The organism is Flavobacterium sp., assembly GCF_027531705.1.
Lineage (GTDB): Bacteria > Bacteroidota > Bacteroidia > Flavobacteriales > Flavobacteriaceae > Flavobacterium.
In genome coordinates, this window is record NZ_JAPZSP010000013.1 from 1 (window position 1) to 16136 (window position 16136).

Annotated in this window: 15 protein-coding genes; 14 read left to right on the forward strand and 1 reads right to left on the reverse strand. The window is 29.2% G+C overall.

Annotated elements, in window-relative coordinates; translation table 11 throughout:
* Positions 1-354 precede the first annotated feature (354 nt).
* The 13 genes from O9267_RS05100 (at position 355) to O9267_RS05160 (ending at position 13413) form a co-directional block, all read left to right on the forward strand.
* Positions 355-1104, forward strand: coding sequence for a cyclase family protein (locus tag O9267_RS05100; RefSeq protein WP_298176801.1), 750 nt, complete (start codon positions 355-357; stop codon positions 1102-1104).
* The gene (locus O9267_RS05105) at positions 1101-1499 is read left to right on the forward strand and encodes a GNAT family N-acetyltransferase (RefSeq protein WP_298176803.1); all 399 of its coding nucleotides are present in this window, start codon (positions 1101-1103) and stop codon (positions 1497-1499) included. Before O9267_RS05100 ends, O9267_RS05105 begins: the two co-directional genes overlap by 4 nt.
* Positions 1500-1566: 67 nt before the next feature.
* Entirely contained in the window at positions 1567-1929 is a 363-nt protein-coding gene (locus O9267_RS05110) for an MmcQ/YjbR family DNA-binding protein (RefSeq protein WP_298176805.1), read from the forward strand.
* 261 nt (positions 1930-2190) lie between these two features.
* Positions 2191-2604, forward strand: a complete 414-nt coding sequence (locus O9267_RS05115) for a response regulator (protein ID WP_298176807.1) — start codon at positions 2191-2193, stop codon at positions 2602-2604.
* 1 nt (position 2605) lies between these two features.
* Complete coding sequence (locus tag O9267_RS05120) at positions 2606-3148, forward strand: heme NO-binding domain-containing protein (protein ID WP_298176809.1); 543 nt, start codon at positions 2606-2608, stop codon at positions 3146-3148.
* A 1-nt stretch (position 3149) separates the two neighbouring features.
* A complete protein-coding gene (locus O9267_RS05125; RefSeq protein ID WP_298176811.1) occupies positions 3150-5762 on the forward strand; it encodes a PAS domain S-box protein in 2613 nt (870 codons plus the stop codon).
* Positions 5759-6892 carry an FIST N-terminal domain-containing protein gene (locus O9267_RS05130; RefSeq protein WP_298176813.1) on the forward strand — a complete coding sequence of 378 codons (1134 nt, stop codon included), beginning with the start codon at positions 5759-5761 and terminating at the stop codon, positions 6890-6892. Before O9267_RS05125 ends, O9267_RS05130 begins: the two co-directional genes overlap by 4 nt.
* A gap of 2 nt (positions 6893-6894) precedes the next feature.
* Complete coding sequence (locus O9267_RS05135) at positions 6895-7923, forward strand: ATP-binding protein (protein WP_298176815.1); 1029 nt, start codon at positions 6895-6897, stop codon at positions 7921-7923.
* 5 nt (positions 7924-7928) lie between these two features.
* Positions 7929-9212 (forward strand): ATP-binding protein, encoded by a 1284-nt coding sequence (locus O9267_RS05140; protein WP_298176817.1) that lies wholly within the window; start codon positions 7929-7931, stop codon positions 9210-9212.
* Positions 9199-9516: an Hpt domain-containing protein gene (locus O9267_RS05145; RefSeq protein ID WP_298176819.1), complete on the forward strand. Its 318-nt coding sequence runs from the start codon at positions 9199-9201 to the stop codon at positions 9514-9516. The genes O9267_RS05140 and O9267_RS05145 overlap by 14 nt, the downstream gene beginning before the upstream one ends.
* Before the next feature lie 14 nt (positions 9517-9530).
* Positions 9531-10241: a LytTR family DNA-binding domain-containing protein gene (locus O9267_RS05150; protein WP_298176821.1), complete on the forward strand. Its 711-nt coding sequence runs from the start codon at positions 9531-9533 to the stop codon at positions 10239-10241.
* Between the two features lie 115 nt (positions 10242-10356).
* Positions 10357-12789, forward strand: a complete 2433-nt coding sequence (locus O9267_RS05155) for a DUF4114 domain-containing protein (RefSeq protein WP_298176823.1) — start codon at positions 10357-10359, stop codon at positions 12787-12789.
* Positions 12790-13083: 294 nt separating this feature from the next.
* A complete protein-coding gene (locus O9267_RS05160; protein ID WP_298176826.1) occupies positions 13084-13413 on the forward strand; it encodes a hypothetical protein in 330 nt (109 codons plus the stop codon).
* A gap of 92 nt (positions 13414-13505) precedes the next feature.
* On the opposite strand, the gene O9267_RS05165 is transcribed toward O9267_RS05160, so the two are convergent.
* Positions 13506-15566: a tetratricopeptide repeat protein gene (locus O9267_RS05165; protein WP_298176828.1), complete on the reverse strand. Its 2061-nt coding sequence runs from the start codon at positions 15564-15566 to the stop codon at positions 13506-13508.
* 162 nt (positions 15567-15728) lie between these two features.
* On the opposite strand from O9267_RS05165, the gene O9267_RS05170 reads away from it, so the two are divergent.
* Entirely contained in the window at positions 15729-16031 is a 303-nt protein-coding gene (locus O9267_RS05170) for an STAS domain-containing protein (protein WP_298176830.1), read from the forward strand.
* The last annotated feature ends 105 nt before the right edge of the window (positions 16032-16136 follow it).

Sequence of the window (16136 nt, forward strand, 5' to 3'; positions counted from 1 at the left end):
GGCACAAAGAACACAAATCTTAGTGAACTTCGTGTAAAAACTTCGTGGTCTTCGTGGTTCGATTTTAAATGTATAATAAATAACATCTAAGTTAATTCAATTTTAGTAAATTTGGGATTGATTTTACCGCAAAGGACACAAAGAAGGCACAAAGAACACAAATCTTAGTGAACTTCGTGTAAAAACTTCGTGGTCTTCGTGGTTCGATTTTAAATGTATAATAAATAACATCTAAGTTAATTCAATTTTAGTAAATTTGGGATTGATTTTACCACAAAGGACACAAAGAAGGCACAAAGAACACAAATCTTAGTGAACTTCGTGTAAAAACTTCGTGGTCTTCGTGGTTAAAATATGAAAGCAACAATAAACAACATCCAAATCGATTTATCAAAACCAATTGATATTTCCATTCCATTATCTAATACTGATAAAAATCCGATTGCTTGGTACATCGAAAAACCTGAAATTGAACCCGTAAAGTTTGGTGATTGGGTTGGAAAAGTTTCAGAAGGCAGCTCTACCAATTTCAATAATATTTTTTTCAATCCGCACGGACATGGCACACATACTGAATGTCTCGGACATATTACCCATGAATTTTACAGCATTAATCAATGTTTGAAACAGTTTTTCTTCACTGCCGAATTAATTTCAATTGAACCAACAAGAATAAATGATGATTTAGTAATTACAAAACATCAAATAGAAAACGCATTAAAAGGTAAAAATCCAGAAGCAATTGTTATTAGAACTTTACCGAATTTGCAAACCAAAAAGTCCACCAATTATTCCAAAACCAATCCACCTTATTTAGCTGAAGAAGCGGCAATTTTCATACGAGAAATCGGAGTTCAACATTTATTAATCGATTTGCCAAGTGTGGATAGAGAAGAAGATGAAGGAAAATTGTTGGCACACAAAGCCTTTTGGAATGTAAAAGATGTAAACAATTTGAACGCTGATGCAAGATTGAATTGCACCATCACCGAAATGATTTTTGTTGAAGACGAAATTCAAGATGGAAGTTATTTTTTGAATTTGCAAATAGCATCTTTTGAAAATGATGCATCGCCAAGTAAACCTATTTTGTATAAGATATGATAAGCGTTTCAACAGATAAATCCAAACTGGATGTTCCGTTCATTCAAAACTTTTTGAAAGATGTTTATTGGGCTGCTGGAAGAACTATTGAAGAAGTACAAACAACAATTTATAGTTCGTTTTGCTTTGGAATTTATTTAAACGATGATCAAATAGGTTTTTGTCGTGTAATTACCGATTACGTAGTTTTTGCTTATGTTATGGATGTTTTTATTGATGAAAACCATCGTGGAAAAGACTATTCGTCAATTTTAATACAAGCAATGATGGAAGAACCTAAATTACAACAAGTCAAAATTTGGCGTTTAGCAACATCTGATGCTCATTTTCTATATGATAAATTTGGTTTTAAAGCATTAGCTCATCCTGAAAAAATGATGGAAAAATTTAAATAGTATTCAGTTTTCAGTCTCATTAATCAGAATTACTGCGACTGAAAACTGTGACTGAAAACTAATATATATGAACATTCAACAACTCTATGAATTTTGCCTATCCAAAAAAGGAGTAACCGAACATTTTCCGTTTGATGAAGATACTTTGGTATTTAAAGTAGGAGGAAAGATGTTTGCTTTAACGTCACTTAATCAATTTGAAGCTGGAAATCCATCCATTAATTTAAAATGTGATCCAGAACGAGCATTAGAACTTAGAGCCGAATATGAGGCTATTAGACCAGGATATCACATGAGCAAAGTCCATTGGAATTCGGTCGATTTTAATCAAGATGTTTCTGATAAAATGATATGTGAATTAATCAATCACTCGTATGATTTGGTTTTTAAAAGTTTGACAAAGAAAATTCAAAACGAAATCATCACATAAAAAAAGTCTTAGTGTCATGTCATTTGATATATTAGTTTACACTTTTAATATTAAAGGTTTTTGTTTGTGTTGACATATTTCTGAAATAAGTTAATTATTTTCAAAAAATTATTAATCATAAATAAAATTACAAAAAACAAAACCATTCGTCTACACTTTTCTACCATTCGTCTACAGTAATTGATTTGTTAGCGAAAAAGCTGGATGATTAGGATTATTCAAATTAGATTTGAAATTGGATAAATACACAATAAAGTAAAAATGACTAAATCTTTAAACATTCTTTTAATAGAAGATGATGCAATAGAGGTAATGAAATTCAACAGAGTTTTAAAAACCCTAGATTTGAATCATAAAATTATAGAAGCAAATAATGGTGAAGAAGCTTTGAATATCTTAAAAGTTAAAGAATTCATTCCAGATATTGTTATTCTAGATTTAAATATGCCTAAAATTAATGGTATAGAATTTCTTGGAATATTAAAGGAAGATGATTATTTAAAATATATTCCTGCAATAATTTTAACCACTTCCAACAATCACAAAGATGTACTAGAATGCTATAAAATTGGCATAGCTGGTTATGTCTTAAAGCCATTGAAATATGATGATTATGTAGAAAGAATTAGAAAAATACTAGAATATTGGAGTACAAACGAATTAATCTCGCAATAATATGTATGGAATAGTAAACAAAGCTATAGAAGATTTAGTAATTGCCAATTTTGGTGAGGAAAAATGGGAAGCCATTAAAGAAAGAAGCGGTGTTGATATAGATTTTTTTATAAGCAGCGAGCCTTATGATGATGATGTGACTTTTAAATTAGCTGTTGCTGTTTCGGAAGAAATGAATATGTCGGTTGGCGATGTGTTAATTGCTTTTGGTGAATGGTGGGTAATTAAAACCACTACCGAAAAGTATCCTGGTTTAATGGATTCTGGAGGAGATAACCTAAGAGATTTTTTAGTAAATTTACCCAACTTTCATAATCGTGTAATGTTGATTTATCCAAAATTAACACCACCCGAATTTAAAGTAAGTGATATTACTGAACACGGATTGAATTTGCATTATTTTTCTCAAAGACAAGGTTTGCAAGAATTTGTTCGAGGCTTGCTTCAAGGTTTAGGAAAAATGTTCAACACTCCTATTACTTTAGAGTTGATTCAAACACGTGATGAAGGTAGCACACATGAAATTTTCAAAATATACTGGTAAGATGGATAGATTAAAATTTAATTTTAGCGAAGACAGTTTTAATCGATTATTCCCTTTTTACATTCTGATTGATGATACCTTAAAAATAAAAGAATTTGGTAAAAGTTTAGCTAAAATTTGTCCACAGATTGAAATCTCATTTTCTTTTGTAGACTTTTTTGAAATTAGCAGACCTCATTTAGAAAATCCAACATTTCAGGAATTGGTTTTTAATAGTAACCAACTAAGTGTTATTAAATGTAAAAAAAGTGAAATCTCACTTCGAGGTCAATTCGAATTGGTCGATGATTCTTTATTGTTTGTTGGTTCTCCTTGGTTTCAATCGATGACTGATGTAGTAGAAAAAAAACTTACACTACATGATTTTGCACTTCATGATCCGTTGTTGGATTTACTTCATGTTCTTAATAATCAAGAAAATAATTCTAAGGAATTAAAAGAATTATTAACAACAATTAACAATCAAAAAAACAAATTAAAACAAGCCAATAAAGAAATTCACGATATTGCGCTTTTCCCAACTCAAAATCCTGATCCATTAATTCGTATTGATATAAATGGAAATTTATTAAAAAGAAATCCTGCAGCCGAAAAACTTTCTTCGTTTGTTCACGATGGAATTCATTATGAAACAGAAGATTTCTTTAAATTCATAATTACAAAAATCGACCTTGATAAAGAACGCTTTATTTTTGAAACTCAAACTGAAGGAAAAGATTTTTCTTTTGTTTGCAAAACCCTAAAAGAAGAAGGTTATGTCAATATTTATGGAAGAGACATTACTGAACAGAAAAAAGCACAAGAAGAATTAAACCGACTATCATTAGTGGCTAGTTCTAATGAAAACGGAATTGTATTTACGCAACCGGGCGGAAAAATATTTTGGTGTAACGATGCTTATACAAAACATTCTGGATATTCTAAAGAAGAAATTCTTGGCAAAACACCAATAGAAATTGGGATTATTGAAGAAACAGATAGAGTCGAACTAAAAAAAATGACCAGTTCATTTTTTAATGGTCAACCTTTTGATGTTGAGCTAAAACACGGACGAAAACACGGAACTAGCTTTTGGGCAAAAATCAAAGGACAACCAATTTTAAATTCTAATGGCGAAGTCATTCAGTTTTTTGCCATGATTGAAGATATTTCTCTTAAAAAACGATATGACGAAAGTTTACAAATCGAAAAAGAAAAATACAGAAGTATTATTGCTAATATGAACTTGGGTTTAATTGAAGTTAATAAAAATGATGAAATTACACTTGTAAACCAAAGTTTTTGTGACATTAGCGGATATACAGAAGATGAATTAATTGGAAAAAAAGCATCAAAGCTATTGCTTACTCAAGAAAGTCAAGAACTTGTAAAAAGCAAAGAAAACATAAGAAATAAAGGAGTTACCGATTCATATAAAGTTAAGGTTAAAGATAAAGAAGGTAGAAAAAGACATTGGCTCATAAGTGGTGCTCCAAATTTTGACGAAAATGGTAAAGTAATTGGTTCTATTGGAATTCATCTTGATATTACTGAACAAAAAGAACAAGAAGAACAATTATATTTATTGTCATTAATTGCCGATAAAAATATAAATGCAGTAATTATTGCTGATGCTGATGGTAAAATAGAATGGGCAAATAAAAGTTTTATTGACATGTCAGGTTATTCAATGGAAGAAATTATTGGTCAAAAACCTGGGCATTTATTGCAAGGTGAAGAAACCAATCCAGAAACTGTCAGTTATATGAAAGACAGAATTTCAAAAGGTTTACCATTTAAATGTGAAGTAATCAATTATTCCAGACAAGGCGAAAAATATTGGGTAAGTGTTCAAGGTCAAGCTTTGTATAATAAAAAAGGTGAAATTGTAAAATTCTTTGCCATAGAAGAAAACGTAACCAAGAAAAAAGAACTTGAACAACAAAGAGAGTTTTTGGTTGATAGTTTAGCAAAAAGCAACAAAGAATTAGAAGATTATGCGGCCATTGTATCTCACGATTTAAAATCGCCTTTACGAAGCATTCACTCTTTAATTTCATGGATAAAAGAAGATAATGACAAACAATTAAATGAACAAACTACTCAGTATCTATCAATGATAGAAAACAAAGTAGAAAAAATGGATCACTTGATTGAAGGAATTCTTACTTATGCCAAAATTGATAAAGTAGATGTAACTCTAGAAAAAGTAAATACGCAAGAAGTCATCCAAAACATTATTAATATTATTCATATTCCTAACCATATTTCGGTTTCCATAACTACTGATTTGCCTGTTATTGACGCCGATAAATTTAGAGTACAGCAATTATTTCAAAATATAATTGGAAATGCTGTAAATTATATTGACAAACCTATTGGTACTGTAGAAGTAAGTTGCATTGAAGAGCCAAAAAACTTTATCTTTTCAATTAAAGATAATGGGCCAGGAATCGCAAAAGAAAATCAAGAAAAAATATTTAAAATATTTCAATCACTAGAAAAATCAGATAAATCAACAGGTTTAGGACTTTCTATAGTTAAAAAAATTATCGACACTTACAATGGCGAAATTTGGATTGAAAGCGAAGTAGGACAAGGAACCACATTTTTTATAAAACTCAACAAACAATGAAAATAGTTCAAGCATCAAAATTAGAAGGTCAAGATTGGAAATTCTTACAAGAGAAAATCGAATTAAAAAATCCATTAGTTTTAGTTTTTGCCAATAGATTTTTATTGCAAGACGAAAGTGTAATAGCAGATATTCGCAAACAATTTCCATATGAACATATTGTTTTTGGGTCAGCTTCTGGTGAAATTATATCTTGTAATGTAAACGACAACTCAATTTCGGTTACCGCAATAGAATTCGAAAAAAGTTCTTTTGTAGTTAAAAACGGAAGTATATTAAATTATGATAAAAAAGCAAAACCACTCGGCGAAGCTTTGTATAATGAAATGCCAAAAGAAAATTTAAAACATCTTTTTGTGCTTTCTGAAGGAAGTTTTGTAAATGGAAGCTCGTTAATAAGTGGTTTAGAAGAAAACATAAACAACTCTGTTTCCATAACTGGTGGAATGTGCGGAGATGATGCTCGTTTCGAAAAAACTTTAGCATCTTATAAAGAAAATCCAAAAGAAGGAGAAGTAATTTTAATTGGTTTTTATGGTGAAACATTAGATATTACTTTTGCTAGTTTTGGTGGATGGTTACCTTTTGGACCTGAACGAAAAATTACAAAATCAAAAGGGAATATTCTTTTTGAAATCGATGACCAACCTGCGTTGGATTTATACAAAAAATACCTTGGCGACAAAGCAAAGGAACTTCCTCAAGCCTCATTATTGTATCCATTAAATGTAACTCCAGAAGGAAAAGACGAACCAGTTGTAAGAACTATTTTAAGCATCAATACCGATAATAATTCGATGGTTTTAGCTGGAGATGTTCCAGTAAATTCTAGAGTGCAATTGATGATGGCATCTATTGATGGAATTGCAGAAGGAGCGCAACATGCAGCCGAAATCGCAATAGAAAATCGTAAATCAAAACCTCAAGTAGCTTTAATTGTAAGTTGCATTGGAAGAAAACTAGTAATGAATCAAAGAGTTGAAGAAGAAATAGAGCATGTAAAAGAAATTATTGGTGATAACGTTGCAATAGCAGGATTTTATTCATACGGAGAAATGGCGCCTTTTAATGGAAAATCTTCATGTGAGTTGCACAATCAAACCATGACTTTAACATTGATAAGCGAATAATAATGAATCCATTATTAAAAAGACAAATTGAGAAAAAATTAAAAAACGGTTTAAATGATATTGACCAGTTTTTTAATTCTGTTGAAGATTCTTATAATAATTTCGAGGAGCAAATAGCTATGTTACAACGTGCTATGAAAATAAGTTCTGACGAATTGTTCGAGGCCAATCAAAAGTTGAGAGAAGAGGCAGAAGGCTTAAAAGAGATTAATCGAAATTTAGAAAATATTTTAAATTCAATGAATTTAGAAAAAAAGTTTTTAGCCAATACAAAAAAACTAAATACTACCGATTATCTTAAAGAGCAATCTGATGAAATAGTGAGAATCAACAAGCAAAGAGAAGAATTGCTAAAAAATCTTGAAAAACAAAATCAAGAATTAAACGAGTATGCTCACATGGTTTCTCATGATTTAAAAGCTCCTTTGCGAAGTATTGATACTTTGATTAATTGGTTTAAAGAAGATAATTCAGAAAAATTAGATGAATCTAATTTGAAATCATTAGACTTGATTTTGTCGAATGTAGAAAAAATGGATTTATTAATCAAAGGAATTTTGAATTATTCGTCAATAGATAAACAAGAAATGGATGATAGAAATATTGACTTAAATATATTAATCGACGAAATATTAAGAACCATTACTATACCAAATCATATTACTATTGAATTAAAGAATCAAATGCCAAAAGTGTTTGGAAACGATTTTAGATTCAAACAATTGTTTCAAAACCTAATCCAAAATGCAATAAAATATAATGACAAAGCAATTGGAATGATTGAAATTGGTAGTTTAGAAAAAGAAAATGAAATAGAGTTTTACATAAAAGACAACGGAATAGGGATTAATGAACGCTACCAAACAAAAATTTTTGATATTTTTTCTAAACTAGATAATAACGATCAATCGTCTGGCATTGGACTCTCTATTGTAAAAAAAATCATAGATTTATATGGGGGAAAAATTTGGTTAGAAAGCCAAGAAAAAGTTGGAACAACCTTCTTTTTTACAATCCCAAATGAAAAATGATAACTATGAATCAAAAAAATAAAAGTGAATTTGATTTTGAACTAAAATTGTATGTTTGGACTTTAATTTCAATAGGAGTATTACAATTATTTTATACTTTTATTATAGTTTATAATTATCCAACAGTAAAAGTTAATCTAATTATTCCATTTTTATTTTTGATTTTATTTCCAGCTATTGGCGCATTTTTATATTACAATAGGCATAAACATTTTGTAAAAGAAAACAGCACCTATTTTATGATGTTTTCACTGTTGTTTTTGGGTATTTATAATGGTTTTCAGGCTTTTAGAAATGAATTTCAGATAGATTATTTACTAGGAACTTATATAATCATTTTTGGAGGTATTTTATTAATCAATAAACACAAACAATTAATAATTTATTGCATTGCATATTTTGTTTATTTCTCATTGTTGTTTTACTTTTTTAGCTATAAACAACAAACCATAATAAGTATAATGTTGGCGTTGTTTATTATTATTGTATACTCGTTTCTAATACAAAATGCATTTATTCAAAATCGCCAATTGGTTTTAAATTCTAAAGCTTTTCTAGAAGAACAAGTAAAAGAAAGAACCTTAACTATTGAGAATAAACTCAATATTATCGAAAGAAAAAATAAAGATTTAGAAGAATATGCTCATGTGGTTTCACACGATTTAAAAGCGCCTTTGCGAAGTATTGATACTCTAATAAATTGGTTTAAAGAAGATAATGCCGAAAAATTGGATGGAAAAAGTATTGAGTCGCTCGATTTGATTTTATATAATGTCGAAAAAATGGATTTGTTAATAAAGGGTATATTAAATTATTCAACAGTCGACAATCATCAAATGGAAGATAGGGTTATTGATTTAAATATTCTTATAGATGAATTGTTAAGAACCATTCATGTTCCTAGTAATTTTCAAGTAAAAGTTACTAACGAATTACCTAAACTATTTGGAAACGATTTTAGATTCAAACAATTATTTCAAAATTTAATCCAAAATGCAATAAAATATAATGATAAAGCAAATGGACTGATTGAAATTGGCAGTTTAGAAAAAGAAAATGAAATAGAATTTTATATAAAAGACAACGGAATAGGAATTAATGAACGCTACCAAACAAAAATTTTTGATATTTTTTCTAAACTAGAAAACAAAGATCAATCATCTGGAATCGGACTCTCTATTGTAAAAAAGGTCATCGATTTATACAACGGAAAAATTTGGCTAGAAAGTCAAGAAACAATAGGAACAATTTTTTATTTTACAATCCCCAAAAACCATGGAATTACCTAATTTAACCTACATTAATGAATTATCAGGAGATAATTTACAGTTTAAAGAAAAACTCATTCAAATTATTAAAAAAGAACTTCCCATGGAGGTTCAGGCATATGATGATGCCATAAAAGAGAATAATTTTAAATTAGCCGCAAGCTGTGTTCATAAGTTGAAACATAAAGTTTCTATTCTTGGACTAGAAAAAAGTTATTATATTGCAGAAGAATTTGAAAACAATTTAAAAGAGAATTCAACAAATTTGCAGTCAGATTTTCAAGCTATACTTGTGCTTATGCAAGATTTTGTTGATGAATTATAAACTTTTTTTAGCTTATGAATTGCATTATTATTGATGATGAAGAAATGGCAAGAGTCATTATAGCACAAATGATCTCAAATCATAATGAACTGAATCTTGTTCAAGAATTCTCAAATGCAATGCAGGCTATTAAATATTTAAATCAAAACGAAGTTGATTTGATTTTTCTTGATATTCATATGCCCGATTTTACGGGATTTGATTTTATTCAAACCATAAAAAACCCACCAAAGGTTATTTTAGTTACTTCGGATCGAAATTTTGCAATTGAAGCCTTTGAATACGAATGTATTGTTGATTATTTAGTTAAGCCAATAACTGAAGAGCGATTTGAAAAAGCAATTGTTAAGGCTAATTCTGCCCAAATAGGGACAACTTCAATCAAAGAATCAAAATCTCTTGTCGAGGATAGTGCTAAAGAATTTTATATAAATATTGATCGAAGATTAATCAAAATCGAGTTTCATACGGTTACTGTTGTAGAGGCTAAAGGCGATTATATTCATATAAAAACCGATACCAAAAACTACGTCGTACATTCAACTTTAAAGAAAATAGAAGATAAATTACCCAAAGATTTATTTCTAAAAGTACATCGTTCTTTTATTATCAACACAAATAAAATCATTGATATAGAAGATAATAGCGTATTAATTGCTAAAGATGTAATTCCTGTAAGTCGCGCCAATCGCCCTGAATTAATGAAGCGATTAAACTTATTGTAAAACCATTCGTCTATACTTTATCGTTATTCAACGAAGGATTGTTTGGTATAATCTAAAAATAATTTTGCGTACTACATATTAGAATACTTTTGATTCATAATTCAATAAAAATATTATGAAACGAATAGTACTTTTAATCACTTTATTTTCAAACTTTACCTTTTTTGCCCAAAGTTATCAGTTTTTGGGTTCCTATACTTCAGATGGAACGCCGCTTTATTTTGTTACAAGTGATGTGATAAGTTCCCAAACAATGTCGCTGATAAACAATTCATTGCCCGAAAATTATCCTGTACCAACCTACAATCCGCAGTATATATCTTCAGGTTACGAAACAGATATTATTATTGATAGTTTAGCCGATGTTTGGGTAACTTTTGTAAGCGAAGGTGCAGGTTACAAAAATGTTTTAGGTTTTTACACTTATGACATAAATAATCCACCTACTACTGCGCCAACGGCAAGCCAAATTACAATTGTGTTTCCTAATGTTTCAGCTCAAGGAAGCGGTGGTTCGTTAGTTGCAGGAAATAAAGTTAAAATCGGCACCTTTCCAGCTGGAACTGGAATTGGCTGGGTACTTTTAGCCAACGCATGGAATGGCTCATCTGTAACGAATGGTTTATGGAGATTGTTTTCAAACCCAAATTTTAATCCAGAATCTAATCCTTCTTTAAGACAACATAATGTATTATTAAATGATCCAGACAATCAGAGAGTAATTTTAGGATTTGAAGATATTAGAAGAGATTATGGAAGTTGCGATAACGATTTTAATGATGCTATTTTTTATGTTTCTGCAAACCCATATGAAGCAATGCGCTCTTCAAATTTGGCCGATGTAAGCTCAGCAACAGATGTTTCTTCAGGAAATAATGGCGGATTAGAAAGCAAAGGCGATTTAGCAACTTTAATTGCAAAAAGAAATTTTAACAGAATCAAAACCAATAGTTCTGCCGATACAAAAGACAAACAAACGGTTTTTTCAAATACGACACCTTTATTTTCTAAATCAAATACAACGGTAGATTTTTCGACTTTAATACCAACTACAGGTATGTTTGGTACAGAAACTTCTTATGTGTCTACTCCAGCCGATTTATTAGGAATTACCAATGCATTAGAAGTTTATTCTGTTGATTATTATCAAAATAGTACTAGAGTCGCGGCAGTTTTAGCTACTTCTACAACTGGCGGAATTTATGGGCATTCAAAAGCTATTTGTGATCGTTTAAATAATTCTACCTTAGAAGATGTTAGAACAATTCAATTGAATGGTTATGAAATTATAATGGTTAAAATTAAAAGAGCTAATGGAGCAATTGAATTTGCTTTGAACTTCTCTGTTCAACAATTAATTTCAGAAAATAAATTACACAGTTATTGGAATATTAATCAATATCCAACAGGTGATTATTTAAATTTTCAGGTTTGGGGTTCGACAATGGGACAAGTTTCTAGTATCACAAATTATATATTAAATCAATTTCAATCGCAATCTTCATTAATAGAAGATGTTGTGACTAATAGAATTCCAACAGTTTTTGTAAAAAAAGGTTCTTATAGAAATGGAAATTTATATTTGAAATTAATTAATAAATCAAATTCTTCAACAATTTCTTTTTCTGGAAATAAAAAAGCTACTGAATTAGCAACATTAGAATCAATGTCACAAAGTGTAAGTTTAACTAGCGCTTACGAACAAGATTTAGTTATAAATACAGGTGGAATATTTGATATTGGATTTTCTATAAATGGAAATAATTCACCTCAAATCGATGCTTTGTATTTGGCGGATGGTCCTTGGGGACTAGATTATGCTACTACTGAAACAACAATTACTGATTATTCAATTCAAAATAGTACAAATACTGTTAATACTGATGAATATTCAATTGAAAGAAATGTAACACTTTCTGGAGAAGTTTATGGAACAGCAAATATTTTCAGAAATATACTTCCAGGTGAATTAACTTTTGATGCAACAAATTATGCAGCAGTAAGTTTTTCAATTCAAAATTCATTACCAGTCGAGGTTGTTTTAGTAACAGAAAACACTACAGATTGGAACAACAGATTGCGAATTCAGCTTCCTGAAAACGCTACAAATACGGATGTAACAATTGCATTTTCAGATTTCACTAATGCTTTAGGTCAAACTTTTGCAAACGAAAAAATTAAAGGGTTTGTGTTTTCAACAATTGGAAATTATTCCTCTTTTCAACCTTTTAACATTGCAGTTTCAAATTTGAAATTAGGAAATAATTCAGCTTTAAGTAATCAAAATTTTGAAAATTTAGTATCTAATAAGATCTACAATTATCCAAATCCGTGTCAAAGTAATACAACAATCGTCCTGCCAAGTAATACAGAAAGTGCTGAAGTGAAAATTGTAGACGTTTCTGGAAAAGTAATACAAAACAAAAAGTATACTATCAATTCAAATAGTATTAACATAGATGTAAACGAAATAGCAAAAGGAATTTACATTTTTGAAGTAATTACTAACGAAGGAAAAGATTTTAAAACTAAAGTTGTGATTCAATAGGCCCAAGTCACCATTGAATGAAAGGCCATCTATTTTAGATGGCTTTTTTATTTTAATTTCTTTAAAAAAGAATAGTTTAAATAAAACTTTTTCACTTGTTGACTATTATTTGATAACACAAAAAAAACACTAATTAAAGCTATAGAAGACATTATGAAAGTAAGCGGCTTTAATTTGTGAGTAAAAGATTTAATTTTTTACATTTTAGTTCATTTCATCGATTAAAAATACTTTTAATCTGTTTTATTGAATAATAATTTTTATGTTTGAGATATGATATTAAAAGTTATTACTATGGATAAGACAATTACCTACAGAACCAATACCAATGAAAACCTTGACCATAATTTCTTTAATGGATATTATATTATTTCTAAAAAATGGTCTTTTTTAAAAGATGAATACATAACTTTTGTTAGAAAAAATAATTTGGCTTATTGCCATAATTTGATATGGGCAGGACCCAAAGAAGTACATGAATTAGAACAGTTTAAAGACAACGAAAAAACTATAGTTGTAAACCATACTCAAATTCGATCGTACATAAAAAAAATCAATAATAATGGAATTGAAAGCTATGTTTTACCAAATACAGATGAGGTAAGAAGAACTTTAGGTTTTTAATTCGTAGACTTTTAGAATTTTGTATGCTATTTAGTTTTTGAAATTTATAGTTTTTAAATATAACTTAATGATTTTCAATGTTTTAAATATGATTAATTTAATTTAAAAACAGGTTTGCTTAAGATATTCCACTTCATTCTAAAACCGAATTCAGTATAAGTAAATCCAGAAACAGCTGCAGATGCAATATTACTTTTCAATCCATATATATTGACTAATAATCGGTCTGAAAATTTATAACCCAATTTAGCTTGAATTCTATAAGTTGATTGTTTGTCTAATTTTTCAATATATTGAAAACCAGTTGCTGCATTTAAGTTGTAAAAGAACGATTTTGTTTCGGCAATTTTTTCGTCTTTCATTAATTCTACAAAAACCTCATAAGCATTAAATTGACTCGGACTAAAATAAACCGTTGGCACTTGATCTTTAAACGAAATGAACTGGTAATTAAATCCGCCTTTTAAAACAGGTTTCGATAAAAAGCTGTAATACAATGATGTAAATAATAAATTTCGAGTATTCTTATCCGATTGGGTTGTGTAAAAATATTGTGTAAACCATCCTAATTTAAAATTGGTACCAAAATTATTATTCAAATAAAAGTTGTTTGCCGAAATTTGTTTGTCAATCAAATCGGTATTAAAATTTTGCAAATCGCGTTTGTAACCAATTTCTAAATCTTGCAATTTCATTGGTTTTGTTTTAAAATAAGAATTGAATAATAACGACGTGTAACTAGATGTCGTTGAACTTGCTGAGGTAATTCCACCATCAATATTAAAGCTAATTTTTGGGTGAAATTTATAGGCTGCTCCAACCAAGAAATCATTGGCATTTGCACTTACATTGGTAATCGAATTTTCTGTTTTACGAAGCTGATAAGTTGTGTTTACAGACCATTTGGTAGAAAGCGGGAACGTTATTAATGTTCTTGAAGTAATAGCAGTGTTGTTTCCATTATCAAACGAATAACTTAATTTTTCTTCTAGAGTTGGCGTGTGTTCTTCATTTAATTTTTTTATGAAATTCATTGCGTCATTTTGATTTTTAAAAATCTCTAACGTTTGATATACTGCTTTTATAGAATTGTCAATTTCTCCTGAAGCATAATAAGCATTAGCTATTCCTAAATTTCCATCAAAAGATTTTGAATCGTTTGCCAAAATATTTTTGTAATATTTAATACTGTCTTTAAAATCACTTTTATAAATAGCCAATGTTGCCGAAAGTGCTAATAGCCAATTTTCATTTGCATAAAGTTGGTTTAATGCTGCAATTTTATTTTCGGCTAATTTGTATTTTTTGTTCCAAATAAAGGCTTGAACATTGCGTTCTTGCGTTTGTTTGATTAAATTTTCGTCTTTGGTTTCACTAATTTTAGCCATTGCTTTTTCAGAAATTTCAAGAGCTTTGCTTTCTTTTCCAGCAATATGTTCTACCAATGACAAACCATTTAATGCCAAAATTGGATCCGATGTAGATAATGAATTATAGGCTTCTCTTCCTTTTACACTATTTTTAGTAATCAAATACAAATTGGCTTTATTCAACAACGTTTCTTTATCATTTGGAAAATCAGCTAATATTTCATTGTAAAAAGTTTCGGCTTCTGTATATTTTTTTGCAGAAACCATTTCATTTGCATAACCTAATTTGATGTATTTTCTAGAAACCAAAGCACCACCGTTTCCTGGTGAAAGATCTAATGCTTTGTTTACATTAGATAAAGCATCTTTAAATTCTTTTAAGTTGGATAACGTATTGGCAAAACCAAGATGCGCTACAAAGTTGGTTGGATTGTCAGCAACTAATGTAGTGTAATAGATTTTTGCATCATCAAATTTTTTGTTCCAAAGCAACGATTCGGCATAATTTAGTTTTATTTCTAAATCATCTTGATATTCATTTTTTAAAGCCGTGAAAAGCGTAAGTGCTTTTTCAGGTTGTTTGTTTAACCCAACTGCTCTTGCATAACAAAGTCGAGCCGTTTTGTTTTGAGGATAATCCTTTAATATAGTGGTAAAGAAAACTTCGGCTTTATCAAATTCACCTTTTTCAAGATTAGAGAAACCTTCAGTCATATTTTGGGCTTGACCTATAAAGCTATAGGTAAAAAGGAAAATCAGTGTTATTTTTTTAAATAATGTCATTCGTCGATAGTGTAATTATTAATGAGTGCAAGTTAGTCATAAACCTTTGATATTTCATCTACAGCAACTTACTATTCGTCGAATAAAATCAATGTCTCGTGGTTATTCGTTGGATATTTGCATCAGAAATCAGAAATAATAATAGTAAAAAATAAAATTATCATGGCTTTACAAATTACAAAAACCTCTGGAATTTATGAAATTAATGGAGAGTTAAATTCTCAAAATGTTGTTTCATTAAACAATCATTTTAATGCTTTAATAGATTATTCAAAAATGATTACTTTATCATTAAATAAATTAAACGGTATTGATAAGTCAGCTGTTTCTGCAATTGCAACTTTATATAGAAAAGCGACGTCAAACAATAAGATTTTCTACATTATTGGTCAAGAAAATGAAAAAGTAAATCTACAATTTCAAACAGAAAAATTGAACTACTTATTAAGAAGAGACGTTTTTTAAAATTTTAAAAAAATCTCTTAATTTACTAATTATGAAGCTTAATAAAGGTACTATCTTAGTTTTCAATATCTAAAAAAATACTGAGAAACAGATGTTAAAACGAAA